General features: G+C 51.3%; 19 protein-coding genes. 18 read left to right on the forward strand and 1 reads right to left on the reverse strand.

The features are described 5' to 3' along the window. Positions 1-91 precede the first annotated feature (91 nt). From ACXAFR_RS17390 to ACXAFR_RS17460, 15 genes are all read left to right on the forward strand, one after another. Positions 92-1,315 (forward strand): argininosuccinate synthase, encoded by a 1,224-nt coding sequence (locus ACXAFR_RS17390; RefSeq protein ID WP_475179010.1) that lies wholly within the window; start codon positions 92-94, stop codon positions 1,313-1,315. A gap of 300 nt (positions 1,316-1,615) precedes the next feature. After that, positions 1,616-3,058, forward strand: a complete 1,443-nt coding sequence (gene ccoN / locus ACXAFR_RS17395; protein ID WP_475179011.1) for a cytochrome-c oxidase, cbb3-type subunit I — start codon at positions 1,616-1,618, stop codon at positions 3,056-3,058. Between the two features lie 18 nt (positions 3,059-3,076). After that, on the forward strand, positions 3,077-3,688 hold the full coding sequence (ccoO, locus tag ACXAFR_RS17400; protein ID WP_475179013.1) for a cytochrome-c oxidase, cbb3-type subunit II: 612 nt from the start codon (positions 3,077-3,079) through the stop codon (positions 3,686-3,688). Positions 3,689-3,715: 27 nt separating this feature from the next. After that, on the forward strand, positions 3,716-3,916 hold the full coding sequence (locus ACXAFR_RS17405) for a cbb3-type cytochrome oxidase subunit 3 (protein ID WP_475179014.1): 201 nt from the start codon (positions 3,716-3,718) through the stop codon (positions 3,914-3,916). Positions 3,917-3,919: 3 nt separating this feature from the next. Beyond that, positions 3,920-4,819 carry a cytochrome-c oxidase, cbb3-type subunit III gene (gene ccoP, locus ACXAFR_RS17410; RefSeq protein ID WP_475179015.1) on the forward strand — a complete coding sequence of 300 codons (900 nt, stop codon included), beginning with the start codon at positions 3,920-3,922 and terminating at the stop codon, positions 4,817-4,819. Positions 4,820-5,169: 350 nt separating this feature from the next. Beyond that, positions 5,170-6,609, forward strand: a complete 1,440-nt coding sequence (gene ccoG, locus ACXAFR_RS17415; RefSeq protein ID WP_475179016.1) for a cytochrome c oxidase accessory protein CcoG — start codon at positions 5,170-5,172, stop codon at positions 6,607-6,609. A 76-nt stretch (positions 6,610-6,685) separates the two neighbouring features. Then, complete coding sequence (locus ACXAFR_RS17420) at positions 6,686-7,267, forward strand: FixH family protein (protein ID WP_475179018.1); 582 nt, start codon at positions 6,686-6,688, stop codon at positions 7,265-7,267. After that, a complete protein-coding gene (locus tag ACXAFR_RS17425; RefSeq protein WP_475179019.1) occupies positions 7,264-9,726 on the forward strand; it encodes a heavy metal translocating P-type ATPase in 2,463 nt (820 codons plus the stop codon). The genes ACXAFR_RS17420 and ACXAFR_RS17425 overlap by 4 nt, the downstream gene beginning before the upstream one ends. A gap of 27 nt (positions 9,727-9,753) precedes the next feature. Further along, positions 9,754-9,978: a cbb3-type cytochrome oxidase assembly protein CcoS gene (gene ccoS, locus ACXAFR_RS17430; RefSeq protein ID WP_475179020.1), complete on the forward strand. Its 225-nt coding sequence runs from the start codon at positions 9,754-9,756 to the stop codon at positions 9,976-9,978. 21 nt (positions 9,979-9,999) lie between these two features. Next, positions 10,000-10,803 (forward strand): sulfite exporter TauE/SafE family protein, encoded by an 804-nt coding sequence (locus ACXAFR_RS17435; RefSeq protein ID WP_475179021.1) that lies wholly within the window; start codon positions 10,000-10,002, stop codon positions 10,801-10,803. Positions 10,804-11,179: 376 nt separating this feature from the next. After that, positions 11,180-11,704: a cyclic nucleotide-binding domain-containing protein gene (locus tag ACXAFR_RS17440; protein WP_475179023.1), complete on the forward strand. Its 525-nt coding sequence runs from the start codon at positions 11,180-11,182 to the stop codon at positions 11,702-11,704. Positions 11,705-11,870: 166 nt separating this feature from the next. Beyond that, complete coding sequence (locus tag ACXAFR_RS17445; RefSeq protein WP_475179024.1) at positions 11,871-12,521, forward strand: nucleotide-binding protein; 651 nt, start codon at positions 11,871-11,873, stop codon at positions 12,519-12,521. Between the two features lie 122 nt (positions 12,522-12,643). Next, on the forward strand, positions 12,644-14,209 hold the full coding sequence (locus ACXAFR_RS17450) for a SulP family inorganic anion transporter (protein ID WP_475179025.1): 1,566 nt from the start codon (positions 12,644-12,646) through the stop codon (positions 14,207-14,209). Positions 14,210-14,249: 40 nt separating this feature from the next. Next, positions 14,250-15,677 (forward strand): exodeoxyribonuclease I, encoded by a 1,428-nt coding sequence (gene sbcB, locus ACXAFR_RS17455; RefSeq protein ID WP_475179027.1) that lies wholly within the window; start codon positions 14,250-14,252, stop codon positions 15,675-15,677. A 159-nt stretch (positions 15,678-15,836) separates the two neighbouring features. Continuing rightward, a complete protein-coding gene (locus tag ACXAFR_RS17460; protein WP_475179029.1) occupies positions 15,837-16,277 on the forward strand; it encodes an OsmC family protein in 441 nt (146 codons plus the stop codon). Positions 16,278-16,289: 12 nt separating this feature from the next. Here the strand turns inward: ACXAFR_RS17460 and ACXAFR_RS17465 are convergent, their stop codons facing one another. After that, on the reverse strand, positions 16,290-17,195 hold the full coding sequence (locus ACXAFR_RS17465) for a DUF2971 domain-containing protein (RefSeq protein WP_475179030.1): 906 nt from the start codon (positions 17,193-17,195) through the stop codon (positions 16,290-16,292). A 197-nt stretch (positions 17,196-17,392) separates the two neighbouring features. On the opposite strand from ACXAFR_RS17465, the gene ACXAFR_RS17470 reads away from it, so the two are divergent. The 3 genes from ACXAFR_RS17470 to ACXAFR_RS17480 all read left to right on the forward strand — a co-directional run bounded on the left by ACXAFR_RS17470 (position 17,393) and on the right by ACXAFR_RS17480 (position 21,464). Beyond that, complete coding sequence (locus tag ACXAFR_RS17470) at positions 17,393-18,403, forward strand: aspartate carbamoyltransferase (protein WP_475179031.1); 1,011 nt, start codon at positions 17,393-17,395, stop codon at positions 18,401-18,403. A 113-nt stretch (positions 18,404-18,516) separates the two neighbouring features. Further along, complete coding sequence (locus ACXAFR_RS17475; protein WP_475179032.1) at positions 18,517-19,719, forward strand: 1-acyl-sn-glycerol-3-phosphate acyltransferase; 1,203 nt, start codon at positions 18,517-18,519, stop codon at positions 19,717-19,719. 158 nt (positions 19,720-19,877) lie between these two features. Beyond that, positions 19,878-21,464, forward strand: a complete 1,587-nt coding sequence (locus ACXAFR_RS17480) for a DUF1593 domain-containing protein (RefSeq protein WP_475179034.1) — start codon at positions 19,878-19,880, stop codon at positions 21,462-21,464. Positions 21,465-21,467 lie beyond the last annotated feature (3 nt).

Here is a 21,467-nt window from a genome sequence, read left to right on the forward strand (position 1 = left end):
GATTGGAGCTACAATTCGCGCCCCAAAGCGCTTGAAAGAGTGCGCTGTCGTTTCCCTCGTATAAGTTCTCTGGTTGTTTCGGGAGTGTGTCATGTCTGCAGTCAACAAGGTCGTCCTTGCCTATTCAGGTGGTTTGGATACCTCCGTCATTGTCCGCTGGTTGCAGGAAACCTACGATTGTGAAGTCGTCACTTTTACCGCTGATATCGGTCAGGGGGAAGAGGTAGAGCCGGCTCGAGCTAAGGCTCAGGCAATGGGCGTGAAGCAGATTTATATCGAAGATCTGCGCGAAGAATTTGCTCGCGATTATGTCTATCCCATGTTCCGCGCCAATGCCATATACGAAGGTGAGTATTTGCTGGGCACCTCTATTGCGCGACCACTTATTGCCAAGCGACTGATTGAAATTGCCAACGAAACTGGTGCTGATGCGATTTCTCACGGCGCAACCGGTAAAGGCAATGATCAGGTTCGCTTCGAATTGGGTGCGTACGCACTAAAGCCTGGAATCAAAGTTATTGCACCGTGGCGCGAGTGGAATCTGACGTCTCGCGAAACGTTGATGAAGTATTGCGAAGAACACCAGATTCCTGTCGATTTCGCGAGCAGTAAGAAGAAAAGTCCCTATTCCATGGACGCTAATTTGCTCCATATCTCCTATGAAGGGGGCAATCTGGAAGACCCATGGTGGGAAGCTGATGACCCGGAGATGTGGCGTTGGACCGTAGCGCCTGAGCAGGCGCCGGATGAGCCAACGTATCTTGAATTAACCTATGAAAATGGTGATATCGTTGCTATTGATGGTCAGGCGATGTCTCCGGCAACGGTTATGGCTCATCTCAATAAAGTCGCCGGCGCCAATGGTGTCGGACGCCTAGACATCGTCGAAAATCGTTATGTCGGTATGAAGTCCCGCGGTTGTTATGAAACTCCGGCAGGGACCGTCATGCTGAAGGCGCATCGCGCCATTGAGTCGTTGACCCTGGATCGGGAAGCGGCACATTTAAAGGATGAGCTGATGCCTAAGTATGCCAGTTTGGTCTACAACGGTTATTGGTGGAGTCCTGAGCGAAAAATGCTGCAAGCCGCGATCGATGAATCGCAAAAAGCGGTGAGTGGCGATGTTCGCGTGAAACTCTACAAAGGCTCTGTATCTGTGGTTGGTCGCCGCTCCAGTGAATCCCTGTTCGATGAAAAAGTCGCAACGTTTGAGGATGATGCTGGCGCCTATGACCAAAAGGATGCTGCTGGATTTATCAAGCTGAACTCGTTGCGGTTACGCATAGCCGCAAATAAGGGGCGAGATTTCAGCTGATAATGAGCCGGTGAAAAGCCGGCAAATTATTAAGAATATAGACAGTTAATACTGCATTTGCTGTTGGACCGTGCCGGCAGCCTGTTCGGTGCCCGATGTCATTCGGGCGCGATACTCTACACTACAAGTTAATCAGCCTGAAGGGGCTGGTGTGCGCTGAGTCCGGCCGGTGTTGACCAGAATCAACAACTGGCAGACCCGATGCGGGTATGCTTGCGCTCCCTGTAGGAGACGGGGTGTTTATGCAGGCCTGGTGCACCTCATAAATGGATTAAAATTTAACCAATCAGGAATGTCACTATGAGTAGTAATCAGGTAGCGGCTGCAGAGCATCCCGTCTATGACTACAAGATAGTACGCCAGTTCGCCATCATGACGGTGGTCTGGGGTGTAGTCGGCATGGGGGTCGGCGTTTTAATCGCCAGCCAGCTCGTTTGGCCCGAACTAAACGATCTTTTCCAGCCTTATTCGCATTTTGGACGATTGCGTCCGCTACACACTAATGCGGTGATCTTTGCATTTGGTGGTTGTGCGTTATTTGCAACTTCATATTACGTCGTCCAGCGAACCTGCCAGGCCCCGCTGTTCGGTGGTTTCCTCATACCTTTTACGTTTTGGGGATGGCAGTTGGTTATTGTGCTGGCCGCGATAACACTACCGCTCGGTTACACCACCACTAAAGAGTATGCGGAGCTGGAATGGCCGATCGATATTCTGATTACATTGGTGTGGGTATCCTACGCAATCGTGTTTTTTGGCACGATCGTTAAGCGTAAGACATCTCACATCTATGTTGCTAACTGGTTTTATGGCGCGTTCATTATCACCATTGCGCTGCTGCATGTCGTTAACAGCATGGCGGTTCCTGTCACTCTGACCAAGTCTTATTCCATGTACAGCGGTGCAATGGATGCGATGATTCAGTGGTGGTACGGCCATAACGCAGTCGGTTTCTTCCTGACTGCGGGTTTCTTGGGAATGATGTATTACTTTGTTCCTAAGCAAGCGGGGCGCCCAGTTTACTCCTACCAGCTGTCCATTGTTCACTTTTGGGCGCTGATCAGTCTGTACATCTGGGCTGGGTCTCACCACCTTCACTATTCCGCTCTGCCCGATTGGACGCAAAGCCTTGGCATGGTGATGTCACTGGTTCTGTTGGCGCCTTCCTGGGGCGGAATGATTAACGGCATTATGACGCTGTCCGGGGCTTGGCATAAGCTTCGCACCGATCCGACGCTGCGTTTCCTTGTGGTTTCTCTGTCTTTCTATGGAATGTCCACGTTTGAAGGGCCGATGATGTCGATCAAGACAGTCAATGCGCTCTCTCATAACACCGATTGGACGGTTGGCCATGTGCATTCTGGTGCACTCGGCTGGGTTGCCATGATCTCTATCGGTTCTATCTATCACCTGTTGCCCGTACTCAGCGGTCGCAAGTCCATGTGGAGTGTACCGCTGGTTAACATGCACTTTTGGCTTGCCACCATTGGAACGGTTCTTTACATCGCCTCCATGTGGGTGAATGGAATCATGCAGGGCCTGATGTGGCGTGCCTTTAACTCTGATGGCACTCTGACCTATGCATTTGCTGAAGCGGTAGAAGCCAGTTACCCGGGCTACTTCGTTCGTGCCTTGGGAGGAGCTTTCTTCCTTACTGGAATGCTGCTGATGGCTTATAACACCTATCGCACCATGAGTGCCGGCGAGCGTACAGACTCTGCCGAAGCGCCACAGACTGCGTAAGGCATAAGGAGATAGACGTTGAAAAATCATGACTTAGTCGAGAAGAACCTCGGCCTGCTGATGATCCTTACTGTAGTTGCCATCGGTTTTGGTGGTTTGGTAGAGATTGTTCCTCAGTTCTTTCAGCCTCAGACGACAGAGCCTGTTGAAGGCCTGGAGCCATGGACTGCCGTTGAGCTAGAGGGGCGCGACATCTACATTCGCGAAGGCTGCCATGTCTGTCACACCCAGATGGTGCGTCCACTGCGAGCTGAAGTTGAACGTTATGGCCACTATTCTGTTGCCGGAGAATCAGTTTACGACCATCCTTTTTTGTGGGGTTCCAAGCGTACTGGGCCTGATCTTGCTCGGGTAGGTGGTCGCTATTCCGACGAGTGGCATCGTGCGCATCTATACAATCCTCGTAACGTTGTACCTCAATCCAACATGCCGGCGTTTCCTTGGTTGTTTGACAATGTTTTGGATGGGGAGCTAACCGGCAGAAAAATGGCCGCATTACGTTCAGTAGGTGTTCCTTACACCGATGAGGATATTGCAGGGGCTGAAGAGGCGGTTAAGGGAACAACCGAAATGGAGGCGTTGATCGCGTATCTCCAGCAACTGGGAACATTGCTGCAACAGAAACGCTAAACAAGGTTTGGCTGGAGGGACTTGCAATTGGATATCAACGATCTGAGAAGTTTAGCCACAGTACTTGTGGCCATAGCCTTTACCGGAGTTTGTTGGTGGGCATTTTCTCCCAGTCGTAGAAAGCGGTTTGACGAAGCAGCCAATCTCCCCTTCGAGGAAGATGATTTAGATGCGATGGAGCAGTCTTCTGCTGTCCTCCGCTCTAAGGATAAAGACAAGGCAGGATAAATTATGAGCACGTTTTGGAGCCTGTGGGTTATCGTATTAACGGTAACCAATATTGCGTTGGTCGCCTGGGTGTTATTTGCCAATCGCAAAGTAGCCGTGAGTGATGAGGCGGACCCAGAAAACAAAACCACTGGCCATTCCTATGATGGCATTGAAGAGTTTGATAACCCGTTGCCTAAGTGGTGGTTCCAGATGTTCTGCGGAACGCTGGTATTTTGGGTCATCTATTTGGTGCTTTACCCAGGATTGGGCAATTGGGGTGGTGTGCTTGGCTGGACGTCCCAGAACCAGCTGGAGCGGGAGCAAGAGAAAGCCGAAGAGCAATATGGCGCTATCTATGATGAATTCAGCGCTATGCCAATTGAAGAGGTTGCTCAGGACCCTCGCGCGCTGAAAATGGGGGTGCGCTTGTTTGCGAACAACTGCGCCGTTTGCCACGGGGCTGATGCTGGTGGAAACTACGGTTTCCCAAACCTGACGGATGACGATTGGCTGTACGGCGGTTCACCTGACACCATCAAGCAAACGCTATTACACGGACGCAACGGAAATATGCCTGCTTGGGGTCCTGTCATTGGTGAGGAAAAAGTTATCGCTGCGGCAGAATATGTACTGTCTTTGTCTGGACGTGAGCATGATGCGGCTCTTGCAGAAGATGGTAAAAAAGTCTTCGATCAAAACTGTATGGCTTGTCACGGACCAGATGGTAAAGGGATGCAGGCCCTTGGTGCTCCAAATTTGACCGACGACATCTGGCTTTATGAGGGTACTCCACAGGGGATCCGACATTCCATTCGTCAGGGGCGTAACAATGTGATGCCTGCACAGCAGGACAAGCTAAAAGAAGAGAAGATTCACCTTCTAACGGCATACGTGTATAGCTTGTCTCATTTCGAAGAATAACCGTCTGACTTTCAGGCCCGCTCATCGGGCCTGTTGAGAAAGATCTTTCCCACCCGCCGATTCTGGAATGGGGCGCCGGGTTATCGGCGGACAGGAAAGTCGAGCCCCGTTTTCGGGGCTTTTTTATGGCTGCAGTTCCGTCTCTGCGCGCGTGTAAGTTCTTTATGGGGCTGTTTGATAGGGCGTCGCCGTGGCCCAGTTAACATATTAGAAACATCGAAAGTATTTGTTTTCTGTCAACGTGCGGTCACTGGTTTTCGCTACCATGGTGATTGTTACGTACATGTGTGCAGAGACAAAATCGCAGGGCGCAGCCGTGTCACCATGCGGATTTCGAACCGGAGGTTTCAATGAACGACAAGATTCCACTCAAAGACGTCGACGAGGAGAAAACCGTTCGCTACCGACGGTTGTATGAAGAGGCCAACAGGGTCTACATCCGCAAAATTTCTGGCTTTTATCAATCGATACGACGCTACACGGGTATCCCGCTGATTTTAGGTTTTCTATTGCTGCCTTGGCTCGTGATCGATGGCCGCCCGGCCATGCTATTTGATCTTCCCGAGAGAAAATTCAATATTCTCTGGATGACCTTTTGGCCTCAGGATGGGATGTTGCTGGCATGGTTACTGATCATTGCGGCTTTTAGTCTGTTTACAGTAACAGTCCTGCTTGGAAGAGTTTGGTGTGGATTTACCTGTCCTCAGACGGTGTGGACATTAATGTTCATCTGGGCGGAGCACCTCACTGAAGGCGATCGTAACAAGCAGATTAAGCTCGACAGCAAGCCCTGGTCTTACGAGAAGTTTCTGCGTAAAGCCGGTAAGCATTCCCTTTGGGTCGCCATTGCGCTGGTTACCGGATTGACGTTTGTCGGCTACTTTTATCCCATTCGCGATTTGATTCTTGGATTCCTGCCCAGGATCGATGAGACGGGCTATGTCACCTTCGGTGTTCCCGCCGTTGCAGCCTTCTGGACGCTGTTCTTTGCGGCGGCTACATATATAAATGCTGGCTGGATGAGGGAACAGGTCTGTAAATACATGTGTCCTTATGCCCGCTTTCAATCCGTAATGTATGACTCCGATACTTTGGCTGTTCATTACGATGCCGTACGCGGAGAGTCCAGGGGACCACGTAAAGCGAAGGAAGACTATAAAGCGAATGGCAAAGGTGACTGTATCGATTGTTCCTGGTGTGTTCAGGTTTGTCCTGTAGATATAGATATTCGCGATGGTCTACAGTATGAATGCATCAATTGTGGCTTGTGCGTGGATGCCTGCAATCAAGTTATGGATAAGATGAATTATCCTCGCGGGTTGATCCGATTTACGTCGGAAGATCAGCTAAAAAATGGTTCGACCCATTTTCTGCGGCCACGCTTGTTTGGTTATTCGTTTGCCGTTGTTGCTATGATCTCCGCGTTTGTTTATACCGTGGGGACACGGGAACCTGTGTCCGTGGATGTTCTGCGGGATCGTGGTGCGCGTTTGTATCGGCTCAGTGGCGATGATGTACAAAATGTGTATACCTTGAAGATCAATAATATGGATCGTGAGGCGCATACCTACGATGTCGCAGTAGAAGGTAACGGCTCGTTTGAAGTGCAAGGATATCGCCCGATGATAATCGAGGAAGGTGAGATCTTTACTCAACCCATTCGAGTGGCAATTCCAGATAAGGAATTGACCAGTTCAAAAAACTCTATTGTCATCACAGTCACAGCGAAAGACGATCCCGCAATTACAGCTAGCGAAGAGGCCAGTTTTATCGGCCCCCATAAAGACTAATCACAGGAGTTAAGCGGTCAGTGGCGTTAAACACTCGACTGTCACTGACTCCGCTGCCAGAGAATGTAGTAACACTATGTCGCTCAACAAGCCTACCTCTTCATCAAATGATCAAGATTCAGGTCCTTGGTATAAACAATTTTGGGCATGGTTTGTCCTTGCGCCGTTGATAACGGTGATGCTGGCCTGGATTCCGTTTATGACGATTGTGCTGAAAGGGGCTGATGACGTAGTGATTGATAACTACTATCGTGAAGGCCGCATGTACAATCAGCGCCTTGATCAAGATCACCATGCTCAGCGACTGGGGATAGAAGGTGATTTGCGATTTGACCTTGAGGTGGGGGAAGTTCTGCTCACGATCTCAAGTAGTGATCCGCAATACACTTTGCCAACGTCGTTGCAGCTTTATTTGGATCACCCGGTTGAAGCGGATTACGATCAGGTAATTACCTTGCATCAGATTCGGGATGGCTACTATCGCGGGGATTTGGAGCAGCGTATCAGTCACCGTTGGTATCTTCGACTCTATCCTCATGACAGTGATCCTGCAGTTACAAGTGCGGAAGAAGCCGCCAAGCGCGCCGACAGCTGGCGGATTATTGGCGAGTTTAACCTGGATCAGGCCGACCGGTTACATTTTGGTAGCACCGAGTGAACGCAGCTTTGCGAGAGTGCTTTCACTGTGGATTACCGGTTCCTCGCAATGGGGATTTTACATTGCAGGTTGCCGGTGAGCTCCGCGAGTTTTGCTGTCCAGGTTGTCGGGCGGTTGCCGCCGCTATTGTCGATGGCGGTTTAGACAGTTTCTATCGTTTTCGCAGTGACAATAACTCCCGTCCCGACAACCACACTGTGTCTTTTGATGCGTTTGATCAGGCCGATGTCCAGGAAGAATTTGTTCACCATTATGGCGATGTCGCCGAAGCCAGTTTGCTGTTGGGTGGGATCAGTTGCGCGGCTTGTGTTTGGTTGATTGAACGTTACCTGGGTAGCCTTGATGGACTTGTCAGTGTCAGAGTCAATGCATCGACCCATCGTTGCCTGGTGCGCTGGCAGCCAGCTGTCTTATCACTCAGTCAACTAATGACGGCTCTGGCAGAAATTGGCTATACGCCCATGCCAGCAACTCAAGAGATGCAGCAGGCCTTGCGTCAGCAAGAAAACCGCAAAGGGCTGATGCGTCTGGCGGTTGCAGGTTTCGGCATGATGCAAGTGGGAATGGTGGCCACCGCCATGTATGCCGGGGCGGATGAAGGCTGGGAAAGCTATTTTCGCTGGGTTAGCTTGTTAATATCGATCCCGGTCGTCCTGTTCAGTGCGCGACCGTTTTTCTCTGCCGCAAAGCGTGCTTTGATGACTCGTCATTTGACGATGGACGTTCCCGTGTCTCTTGCGATTTCTGGGGCATGGCTGGCGAGTATCTGGGCAACTTTTCGTGGTGGGGGTGAAGTCTATTTTGATTCCATTGCTATGTTTACCTTTTTCCTCCTGCTCGGACGATTTTTGGAAATGCGAGCTCGTCATCGCAATGGGATTGATGCGGAACGCCTCGGGCAGCTGTTGCCTCTGACCATACAGCGCTGGACAGGGGAAAGCTGGCAAACTCTGCCATTAAAGCAAGCCCGTGTTGATGACCGCTTATTGGTGATGAGTGGTACCTGTATTCCCTGTGATGGTGTGGTGTTGAGTGGCAGTGGCGGTGTGATTGAAACTCTGTTAACCGGTGAGCCTGACCCCATCTACAAACAGCCGGGTGACAGCGTGATAGCCGGTTCCATGACGGCAGATACGTCCTTTGAAATTCAGGTCACTGCGACAGGAAGTCAAACTCAGCTATCGGCCATTGAACGTTTGGTGGAGCAGGCACAGCAGGAAAAGCCGAAGCAGGTTGCGGTCGCGGATCGACTGGCGGGCTATTTTGTGGCGGCGGTTCTCCTGGTGACAATTGTTGTCGGTAGTTTCTGGTGGTGGCGAGCCGGTGAGGAGGCCATCTGGGTGGTGCTTTCCATCCTGGTGGTAACCTGCCCCTGCGCCTTGTCGCTGGCATCTCCCACAGCGTTAACGGCTTCTATCGGCTGGTTGCGGCAGCAGGGATTGCTGATAACCCGCGGCCACGTACTCGAAACGCTCCCGACAATAACGACGGTCGTTTTTGATAAAACGGGTACGCTTACTGAAGGCAGTCCTAACATTGTCAGCTTACACGATCAGCAGGGTATGTTGGTGTCGGAACCGGTGAGACACCGCTTGATGGCGATTTGTGCAGCCTTGGAAAGAGGGTCTAACCACCCCCTCGCGCGAGCTTTTGACAGCTATCGAGATCAGTTGACAGCGAGGGAGTTGCAGCACTCACCCGGACAGGGGGTGGCAGGTGAAATTCAGTTGGATAATGACGGGGACATATGGCGTTGCCGTCTTGGGCGACCGGATTTCGCGGGTATGGTGGGTAAGCCTCCACACGTTGGTCAATGGCTCGCATTGAGTATGGCGGCATCCTCCGAACAACGAAATTACTGGTTGCAGTTGCGCGATGAGTTACGCAGTGACGCTGTTGACGTTGTCGATGGCATAAAGGCTCAAGGGTTAGAGGTGGTCTTGTTGAGCGGCGATACGGCGTCGGTCACTCAGCAGATTGCGGATTCTTTGGCTGTTGAATCCTGGCGAGGAGACCAGCGACCGGAAGACAAGTTAGCCGATATTCGCCAACGGCAGGCCCGTGGCGAGAAAGTACTGATGGTAGGGGATGGTATTAATGACGTTCCCGTGCTCAGCGCGGCAGATGTGTCTATCGCGATGGGCGGTGCGACGGATCTGGCGCAGACCCGTGCCGACAGTGTGCTGCTCAACAATCAGCTGCTGCTTATCCTTGCCGCCCTGCGAAAAGCGCTTGAGACTAAACGAATCATTCGCCAGAACATCGGATGGGCGATCGGATATAATTTGGTTGCCTTACCTCTGGCTGCCGCAGGCATGATCCCTCCCTGGGCTGCCGCGATTGGTATGTCAGCCAGCTCGCTCTTGGTGGTTGGCAATGCCTTGCGTCTGTCTGGCCGGGGGCGAGCGAACCCGGCTGCGGTAAACTCACGTACGCGCGTCGCAGCAGCAACTCAATAAGCCTGATAGATTGATCTTGGAGACATTGTGGCCAGCCTGTATTTACTCATCCCTATCGCTCTATTTTTCGTCGTTGTTGCGGTGGCGGTATTTTACTGGGCGGTAAACAGTGGCCAATTTGATGATCTGGATACAGAGAGTCAGCGCATATTTTTTGACGAAGACGACGTGGCGCCGGGGGCCGAAGGCTCGCAAAAGTCTGTTCAATCTTCCCCAGAAAAGGACGAGGACCAAGCCAAGGCTGAAAAATAGCCGTTTGGAATCGTAATTACCATGGATGTATTTTCTGTTGCAGGCTTGCCCCTTGCGAGTGCTTTTTTACTTGGTCTGATGGGGAGTGCCCATTGTTTGGGCATGTGCGGAGGCTTGATGGCTGCCCTGGGCTTCGCTGTACCAGCGCAAAGGGGTGGTCCCTCTCGTGTGATCTTAATTTTCTGTTACAACCTGGGACGCATTGCTAGCTATACGTTGATTGGTGCATTGGCTGGCTGGCTTGGTTGGTATTTGCAAGATATCGCATCTTTGAAGCCGCTGAGATGGGCCGCAGGTTTGTTATTGATCGCAATGGGATTGTACCTGGCGGGATGGTGGCAGGGGCTGACCTATCTGGAGCGCGCTGGAAGCGTTTTGTGGCGCCATATTCAACCTTTCGGTCAAAAGTTGATGCCGGTTAGATCGGCGCAGGCGGCCTTATTTTTGGGGGTTATTTGGGGCTGGCTGCCCTGTGGTCTGGTGTATAGCGCACTTGCTTATAGTCTCGCTCAGGCTGCTCCAACGCAAGCGGCGGCGGTTATGCTGGCTTTCGGTCTGGGAACGCTGCCAGCGGTGTTTCTGGCCGGCATAATGGCTGAGCGTCTTCAACGGTTGCTTCGCCTTAAGGGTCTGCGTTCGCTGATGGCTCTTTCTGTCATTCTGTTCGGCCTGTGGACGATTTACGGGACTTTGGGACACGGTTCTGGTCATTCCGGACATTCTGCTCATGCACAAGACCACGGTCATGAGCCCGCATCATCGACGGCGACTGAACACAGTTCTGAGGCGCCGATGTCTGAGCATCATGATCACCATCACCGGTGAGTAAATTCGCCTCTTGATCTCATGGGCCCTTTGTTAGGCTCAATTTCTGCTTGCTAGTAGCGGGGTAGTCACAACAACCGCTGGAAGTGTGATCGGGTTTGCCACCGCGCCCCCGCCTGATCGACAGAATTTCTGCTGACGTCCGTCTATCGTTATACCGTGCTGAAATGCCAAGGTGTGCGACCAAAGTGCCATTTATCTATCTCGCGGAGGATGTCCTCTCGAATGATTTGTTACAGCCATGTGGGAAGTGACTGGATATCTGGCACACTTTGGCATATAAAGCCACTAGGAAGTTCGGAGCAGGAATGACGCGCAGCAGGCAGAGCTTTCTGTCGTCAGGCTCGACATCGAACCCGTCAGAGAGAATAAGATTATGGCAAGCCAAGTTATCTGTGAGCCATTGCCTGAAAGTGGAAAGGTTTTACCGATCCTGAATAAGATCACCATTTTCGGTGGCCTGTCTGAAGATCAGTTGTTAGAGATCTTTAAGCGCTTGGAGCTGGTCCATTATTCGGCCGGCGAAACAATTTTCCAAGTGGGCGACAGTGCCTCTCACATCTATATCGTAGAAACCGGACGAGTAGAGCTCTATTACAAAGTCCAAGACTCCTCCATACTGAAGGCGGAGCTTACACCGGGAACCTGTTTCGGTGACATTTCTGTTATTGGAATACAGCCCCATTCCGCAACCACCATCGCCACTGAGAATACTGACCTTCTGATTTTGTCAGGCGCCGCTCTGGACGATATTTTCTGTCACGATCAGGTCTTGTTTTCCATACTGATATTAAATATTGCGCGGGAATCCTGTCGGCGGCTGCATAAGACAAACCAGCAGTTGGTCTCCTGCCTGGCTAAAAACCCGCAGATTTCCATCGACGATATCGAAAACTATTAGTTAGGGTGAAAATGGCCGATGAATTGGGCCATTAACCCGAGGATAGTGAGTCAGGATCATGACTTTGGCAATGATAGCCTCTGGTTGGCCATCATTGCGGTCAATTAACTGGCTAGTCTTGTCCGCTGGTATATCCTTAAGGAAAGAGGAATTTTCAGATGGGCTTATGAAACAGGTATTTCTTGCCAATCCCAAAGGGGGGTGTGGTAAAACCACGCTTGCCACCCAAATTGCTGCATGGGCCGCCGGTCAGGGGTTGGCGGTCGTTTTGGTTGATCATGATGAGCAGCAGTCTTCGATGGACTGGTTGCGGCTGCGCCGGCCAGGTCTGCCTCCAGTTTATCCTGTTGCAGCTTTTCGTGGTGCTACTCTGCCATCATTAAAAGTAGACCTGGTTGTACATGATATGCCCGCCCGGGTGACTTGTGGCGAATTGGAGCGCTGGTGGTCCTATCAGTCAAAGTTGTTGATTCCTCTACAAGCGTCACCGACCGATGTTCTCGCATGCATGCGGTTTTTAGGTAGCCTCAACGCCAACGGTTGGCCGGTTGCTGATGACGGTCAGGTTGGGGTTGTTGCCAATCGAATCAAGCACCATGCTCAATACCAGCGTGTTCTCAACGAGTTTATTGCTTCCGTCAATGTTTCTCTGGTGGCAAGTTTACGTGACACGCAGAATTACGTCCTGGCCTTGGCATCCGGTTACAGCCTGTTCGAAATGCCTGCATCCAGGGTGGCAACCGATTTGCAACAGTGGCAGGATTTGACCCAGTGGTTGTGTGCCGCTGAATCTTCTACCGTGCAGCAAACCGCCTGATACCATATCTTTCTCTCCTCTGATTGCGTTATACCAACTGGCGCGGGCGGAGTTGGTTCGGGCGGGGGGCTCTGTTAGTATCCGCAACTTTTTAGCGCTTTCCTCCCAGGGATGACTCCGAGATGTTCAAACTCATTACGTCGAATCAGTACAACGTCAAAAACGATGTTCTGTCGGGATTTACCGTCGCTTTGGCGCTGGTCCCAGAAGCCGTGGCCTTTGCTTTCGTAGCCGGTGTTGAACCCATGGTGGGCTTGTACGCCGCCTTTATGATGGGCTTGCTCACCTCCATTTTTGGAGGGCGCCCAGGGATGATCTCCGGTGCTACTGGCTCCACAGCGGTAGTGATGGTTGCTTTAGTGGCCGATCATGGCGTCGAATTTCTGTTTGCGACGGTGGCTCTCGCAGGTATTTTGCAAATACTTGCCGGTGTTCTGAAGTTGGGCAAGTTTATTCGGATGGTGCCGCATCCGGTCATGCTCGGATTTGTAAATGGCTTGGCCATTGTGATCTTTCTCGCACAGCTGCCCCAATTTAAAGTGGAAATCAGCGACGGTGAGCTGGTGTGGATGCAGGGCGAAATGCTCTTCACCATGGGAATCTTGATTTTCGTGACCATGATGATCATGCATTTCCTCCCCAAGTTGACCACGGCAGTACCATCGGGGCTGGTTGCGATCGTCTCGATGACCGCGATTGTTGCCTGTTTTGACCTGGAGGCACGCACGGTTATTGATTACGTTCGGGATATGTTACCTGCCGATCAAGCTGCGGATGCAACTCTCGAGGGGGTCTTACCGAGCTTCCATATTCCCGCAGTTCCTTTCACGATGGAAACGCTAAAAATTATATTGCCTTACGCGGTGATCATTGCGGCCATCGGTCTGATTGAATCGCTATTGACCCTGAGTTTAATCGACGAACTGACGGATACCCGGGGTCGCGGTAACCGAGAATGCATCGGGCAGGGAATCGCCAATACCACGAACGGTTTTTTTGGTGGTATGGGTGGTTGTGCCATGATTGGACAGTCGATGATCAATATTAATTCTGGAGGGCGTGGACGATTGTCGGGTATTTCTGCGGCTCTGGTGTTATTGGCGTTTATTCTTTTCGGTGCCAATTACGTCGAAATGATCCCCCTTGGCGCCCTCGTTGGCATCATGTTTATGGTGGTTTTGAGTACCTTTGAATGGTCTTCTTTTCGTATCATGCCGAAGATTCCGTTTACGGACGCGTTCATCATCGTGCTGGTTTCTTCGGTAACCGTATTTTTCGATCTGGCAATTGCGGTTATTGTTGGCGTCATTGTTTCCGCTCTGGTCTTTGCCTGGAAGCATGCCCAGCACATCGAGGCCGACACCTACGAAGATGAAAACGGCTACAAGGTTTACGATTTGCGCGGGCCGGTATTCTTTGGTTCTGTCAGTAATTTCAAAGAGTTGTTTGATCCACAAAATGATCCCGACCATGTCGTGATTGAATTTAAGCGATCTCGGATCAGTGATCATTCCGGTATCGAGGCTCTGGATTCTCTGGCAGAGAAATATAAGGCACTCGGTAAAACCGTTCACATTCGACACCTGGCTCCGGAATGTCGAGGGTTATTACGCAAAGCAGGCGATCTGTGCGAAGTGAATATGCTGGAAGATCCAAAGTACCATGTCGCATCGGACGAGCTGGGTTAAGAACTGGCCGCGTTGTTAACGGCATTTCGGGGAGGGATTCATGAATACGTTGTACTGGCATGACTATGAAACTTGGGGTGAGGTTCCGTCTCGGGATCGCCCCTGTCAGTTTGCCGGTATTCGAACCGATGAGTCCCTTGATGTTATCGGCGAACCGCTGATGATTTTTTCCCAGCCCATGGCGGATACCCTACCAAATCCTGAGGCGTGCCTGGTTACAGGGTTGACGCCGCAGAAAGCCGCCGAAGAGGGCATGCCGGAGCCTGAGTTTATTGCCCGTATTCATCGAGAACTTGCGGAACCGGGCACCTGCGGTGTCGGCTATAACAGTTTGCGTTTCGATGACGAGGTTACGCGCTACGCCCTGTATCGCAACTTTTTTGATCCCTATGGCCGTGAGTGGCGCGACAATAATTCCCGCTGGGATATTATTGATATGGTGCGGATGATGCGAGCTTTGCGTCCGGATGGCATTGTCTGGCCAGCGCGAGCAGATGGTACACCGAGTTTACGACTTGAAGACCTGACAGCGGCCAACGGTATCGCCCACGAGGGTGCTCACGATGCACTTTCCGACGTAATGGCAACCATAGAGTTAGCGAGATTGGTGCGCGAGCGTCAACCCAAGCTCTACGACTATCTCTACGGTTTGCGTCGCAAGCAGGCAGTGATGGCGTTGATTGATGTGCAGAACTGCAAACCTCTACTGCATGTATCGTCTCGATTTCCCGTCGCAAACGGTAATACCGCGTTGGTTGCCCCCTTGGCTCTTCATCCGGTTAATCGCAATGCGGTCATCGTGTGCAATCTTTGTGAAGATCCTGCGCCTTTATTGGAGTTGTCTCCGGAAGTGATTGCCAAGCGGCTCTACACTCGCACGGAGGATCTCGCTGACGATGAATCTCGAATTCCTTTAAAGCTGATTCATATGAATAAGTCTCCAGCCCTGGCGACGGCAAAATTGCTGGATGAATCGACCGCCGATCGATTGGAGATTGATCGAGGTGTCTGTGAACGCAACTGGCAGCAACTGCGCGCGCATGATTTAAGAGAGAAGCTCGCGGAGGTTTATCGCCTGTCTGAGTTGCCGCCAGAGCGGGATCCCGAGCAACAGCTGTATCAAGGCTTTATTTCCGACGGTGATCGTCGCCGTGGAGATCAGTTGCGGGGAGATCCTGAAACGCTATTGGCCAATGACGGGTTCGGATTTGACGATGCACGGCTGAATACCTTGCTGTTTCGCTATAAGGCTCGCCACTTTCCCCACCTTCTTACCGATCAGGAGCGGACAGACTGGCAGACGTGGCGTTGGCAGCGCTTGACGGATCCTGACGCTGGGGCGGGGTTGACGGTGGATGAATGTCTCCAGAGAATCGAAGTTTTATCGGCGTCTGGCGATCTGAGTGAGGCCCAATTAACCATTTTGGACAGCTTGGGCGAATACGCAGTAGAGCTACTGGAAGAGTAAGAAGAGGTTATTCTGCAGGGCAAAAGTTCCCCTAACCCAGAGTAAAATTCCTCACGCTTGATGGCCGTCAAGCATCTATAATTTAGGGGTTTCTAATGTTTGTTGCTCTCCGTAAATGGTCGCACAATAGGTGTGTCATCAGAAGGAGAGGATACAACAATGAAATCCTTGCCCCATGAATACCTCATCAATGCAACAGCTGCGACGGATGGCCCCCTCCTGTGTTCTGCGGATGGCTTGCCGAGCTTGGATGTTGAACCTCCAAAGCAGTTTGGCGGCGCCGGAAACTGCTGGTCTCCAGAGGACTTACTGGTTGCCTCGGTCGCCAATTGTTTTATTTTAACGTTTCGTTCAATTGCTCGCAGTTCAGGTTTTCACTGGCGACGTTTGACGTGTTCCACCAGTGGCTTGCTGGAGAAAACTGTCGGGGGCTTGGCGTTTACGCGGTTTGTTAATCAGGTAGCCTTGACTCTGGCCGAAGCGCAGGACGAAGAAAAGGCTCGGGAGTTACTGCTTAGAGCCGAGAAAGCCTGCTTGATAACCAACTCGCTTTCCGGCCCGGTTGCAATGGAGATTGTTATCCATCGCTCAGACCAATAGTGTTAACGGTACCTAGCTAACGCGGTTGAATTCGATAACGTTTTTAGCTGAGGACCAGCAGCCTTGAAAGATGCGAACACGCGGATAGCGCTTTTTGATGAAGGCTTGCAGTTCCTGACAGGCATTTTTCGGCGCGGCCATACCAAAATATACACTGGATAGGCTCTGGGTATCAAAACGCAGGTTTTCGTACCATTCGTTATCAGGTGGTAGAGGGGCTTGCTGGTCAAAATTTGCGACCTGATGAAAGCATCGCCATTCCTGCTCGGAACTGAATTCATCGGGTTTGCCCAAAAATTTTTCCTGGAACTGATCTTTGGGATCGCGTTGAATGTTATTGATGACCGCGTCCAGCTCTTCGCGTAACGTGATGATCTCTACTGGGCGCTGACTGTATTTGACCTGCCTTGCTTGGCTAAAGCGACTCTCTACAGTGGCGTCGAATCGTAGAGCGACTCCCCGGTGATTGTCTCCGTAACTGCGCCAGTTGATGAGGCTGTCGTTGCGATGAGAGAAAGTACATATTCTCAGCGAGCTAGCGTACTTGCGCCACTCCTGCATGATCTCTTGCTGTTGCGCCTCACGATTCTCAACAATCTGCCCCAAGAGTTCTCCAAGTACCCCTTCTGCTTCATCCGGTGATGCAAATCGCTCTTCTTCCCGCCAGCGGCGAATGGCGTTCAACAGTGGCGAATGGCCTCGCGGCGTATCTCGAGCAAAGATCATGGCGCTTGCGGATTGAATCAGCTGCTGTAACAGCGTTTGGTTGTCAAAGCTCAACCGGCTTACGTGAGACAGTTCCAACGGATCATTGAATAAATGGGGAGAGCTCCAGCGCAGGCAGCGCGTGTCCAGAATCCATTCCGCGGTTTCGAGAGAACAGAATTTTGTCAGATAGTCTGGAGACTTATTTGCCACGCGCTTTATCCATTGCCATCCTCCCTGAGAGCGGGGTTAGCTTATTGCCTCAAATGTGCGTTATCAGAGGTTGTTGTTCCTCATAGAAGGCTGTTTCTACAGATAACTGTAGTCCATTTTTAAAATGCCGTGGTGCATTGCATGACGCGGAGCTAAAATGTGCGCGGCTTCCATCCCAACTCTAGAAGGTACTGATCATGCAATTTCCCGGCGCACATATTCTTTCAATAGAGCAGTTTGAGCGGGAAGATATTGAGCATATTTTTGATGTCGCTGATCGCATGGAGCCCTACGCCCAGCGCCGCAAGGTGACTCGAGTGCTGGAAGGCGCAATTTTGGGCAATATGTTTTTCGAACCCAGTACCCGCACGCGGGTCAGTTTCGGCGCGGCCTTCAATTTGTTGGGTGGAGAGGTGCGTGAGACGACAGGTATTCAAAACTCTGCCATTGCTAAAGGTGAATCCCTCTACGACACTGCGCGCGTTCTGTCAGGGTATAGTGATGTTATCTGTATGCGACATCCACAATCCGGCTCAGTGGCGGAATTCGCTGCGGCCAGTCGGGTGCCTGTAATCAACGGTGGCGACGGAGCGAACGAGCATCCGAGTCAGGCACTGTTAGATCTTTACACCATCCGCAAGGAGTTACACGACCGGGGGCAGGGCGTCGATGGTTTGCGCATCGCCATGTTTGGAGACCTGAAATACGGCCGTACCGTGCACTCACTCTGTAAATTGTTGGGATTGTTTAAAAACGTAGAACTAACCCTGGTGTCTCCTGGAGAGCTGGGTATGCCTGATGCGATTGTTGAAGAGCTGCGCAGTGTAGGCCATACCGTTCATGTGTCTGAAGATTTGGCGGGGGGGATTGGAAATGTCGATATTGCCTACGCCACACGCATCCAGGAAGAGCGATTTGCCACCAAAGATGAGGCGGATTTGTATCGCGGACGTTTCCGTCTCAATCAGGCCATTTATACACAATATTGCAAACCGAACACGGTCATAATGCACCCATTGCCCAGAGATTCGCGCGCGGATGCCAACGAGTTGGATAACGATCTCAACCTCAATCCCAATCTGGCCATTTTTCGGCAGGCGGACAATGGCGTTCTTATCCGTATGGCGCTGTTTGCGCTCATACTTGATGTGGCTCATCAGGTCGATCGCTATGCGAAGGATGTAAACTGGTACAGCGGCCGGGAATAAACCCATCGCAAGAAGCCTGCTGCGACTGGCATTGGCGCTCTATCTCAGGTATTTTGTGCGCCCCATTTCCAGCCAGTGTCCAGAGCTGCCCTAAACAAGCGATTTCAGCCCCTATGACTGAGACGAATTTCGACGACATCCGCCCTTATTCCGATGAGGAAGTTGCGCCCGCTATTGCACGAATTCTCGACTCCCAAGAATTTGTCGGAGCAATTGCAGGCCTCAGATTTCCGCGATTAACACGCTGGTGCCCCTGGATTATCATCCCTCTGGTACGCCGTTTTCTGAAAAAGCAGCTGGACGATATCAAAACGGTCAAACAGGTGCAGCAGGCCGTTGCCTACTATATGGGTAAGATGATCGATAAACAGGTCAGCAAGCTCACTATATCCGGTCTGGACTTACTCAATCCTCGATATTCTTATTTGTTTATCAGCAATCACCGTGACATCGTCATGGATCCTGCCTTTGTTGGCTGGGCATTGCACCATGACAGCTTCGATACGGTTCGAATCGCGATTGGGGATAATCTGCTCAGCAAACCATTTGTTGAAGATCTAATGCGCATTAACAAGAGTTTTATTGTTAAGCGCTCTGCAGCGACTCGCAAAGAGAAGTTCCGCGCATCCAAACATTTGTCTGAATATATTCTGCACTCGTTAACCGTCGATAAAAGCAATATCTGGCTCGCGCAGAGGGAAGGGCGTGCTAAAGATGGCCGTGATATCACGAACGCCGCCATAATCAGTATGCTGGCTCTAAGTCGCGATAAGAAGACTCAGAGCTATGCTGAACATATCAAGACTCTAAGAATTGTCCCCGTTTCGATTTCCTATGAATGGGATCCCTGTGATCAACTCAAAGCCCGTGAATTGCACACCGTCCGCGAACATGGCAATTACCAAAAGCAGCTGCACGAAGATATCACAAGCATTGCTCAAGGTATTGCTGGTAAGAAAGGGGCGGTACATATCGCTTTCGGAGAAGTGCTCAAGGGGGATTTTGAGACGGCGGAAGATGTGGCAGCGGAGATCGACCGCCAGATTTGGGAAAAATACGTTCTCCATGCCAGCAATCATGTCGCATACGAGGCATTACATGGCCATATTGCGGATGCTCCGGTTACCCATAGGCATAAACCGTTTAAAAAAGGGCGCTATGCTGCGGTAGAACGAGAAATGCAGCGTCGCCTGGACGAGATTCCTGTGGAGCAGAGAGACATACTTCTCGAAATCTACGCCAATCCTGTGACCAGCAAGCTCCAGAGCTTGCACGGCGAATCAGAGAGTGAGCCTTCTTCCGCCAAGACCGGTTGAAAAAGGTAGCTTTCCGCAAACTCCCAGACCCACCACACAATATTGTGTATCATTGCGTCAAAATGACAGCGCTTACCATCGGTTGCCTACGGGGGATGTTCTCGCCGTTGTAAGTCGAAAGTAATCTCTGTTGCATTGTAGCTTTGGGTATTCAATTGATGACGTCGTACATATATCAACACTTGGTGACTTTATGCTGTGCTGGCGTGGTGGCCTTCAGTTCTATGGCGGTAACGTCTGCAGATGCTGCTGACAACTATGGTGTCGCAGATACTGAGCATCAAACAGAGGTATCGCCAGACTTGCTTGCGGCAGAGGAGATAGATCGCTTTACGGGCAATCCAAGAGTGATTGTACTCAGCGACATGGGCAATGAGCCGGACGATCAGATGTCTTTTATTCGATTCCTGCTCTACGCCAATGAAATGGACATTGAAGGCCTGGTGGCCGTTACGTCGTTTTTCCAGAAAGATGTCACCCATCCGGACACTTTGCGGGCCTTGTTGAGCGTCTACGGAGATGTGCAACCCAACCTCAGCAAACATGCCGACGGCTGGCCCGAGGCCAAAGATTTGCTCAGCCGGGTCTCCAGCGGCCCTGTGGGTTATGGGATTGATGCTATCGATATTGAAAAGCTCTCCTCCGGAGCGCAATCCATCATAGCCGCCGCTGACAAAGAAGATACCCGGCCACTTTGGATTGATGTCTGGGGGGGAGCCAATACTCTGGCAGAAGCGCTGAGTTGGGTGCGGGCCAATCGCTCTCAAGAAGCACTGGCGAGCTTTGTCGAGAAGTTGCGGGTCTATTCGATTTCCGATCAGGATGATAGCGGGCCTTGGGTTCGCCGGGAGTTTCCCGATTTACACTACATTGTTTATCCGACCATTCCCGGTGGAGATGAATTTTACTATGCGACCTGGACGGGCATCGCCGGAGATGAGTATTACCGCAATGGCGCCGGTGCTGATACATCACTGATTACCAATGAGTGGCTCGATAAGCATATTCGCAGTAAGGGCGAGTTGGGCAAACACTACCCTAAATACTGGTTCATTATGGAAGGGGATACGCCCGCCTTTTTACACTTAATCCGGAATGGCCTGCACAGCTATCGCAATGCGGGTTGGGGCGGTTGGGGTGGTCGCTACATTTTTCGACAGCCCTATGGCGAAACTCACCCCATTTGGACTCAGGGGGGAGACCTCTTCCGGCGGGTGACGTCTCAGGATTCTGTTCTTGGCGTCGATGGGCGTGAATATATTAGCGATCAAGCGACCATTTGGCGTTGGCGTGAAGCTTTTCAAAATGACTTTGCTGCCCGCATGGATTGGACATTCCAACCCTTCGACAAGGCCAATCATCCCCCAGATGTCATGGTTAACAATCTCGCCAATGACCAGCCCTTGGAAATGTCAGTGCACGTTGGTGAGACACTGACCATTGATGCTTCGGCGACTCATGATCGGGATGGTGACGACTTGGCCTATCGCTGGTTTCAATATGAAGAAGCTGGCTACTCTCCGGATTGGGGCGTTGCCGATATTCACATGGAAAATGTCGATCAACCGCAAGTGAGGGTAAAGATAAACGCCAGCTGTAAAGACTACTGGCTGCCTAAGTTGATGGCATGTCCACAGCAGGGGCGAGCCCATTTGGTCTTAGCGGTGACCGATGATGGCGAACCGCAACTAACTCGTTATCAACGTGTGATTCTGACCGTAACCGATCCAGAGCTAGCAGAATGACCG

Source organism: Pseudomaricurvus sp. ABR4_320, assembly GCF_056159445.1.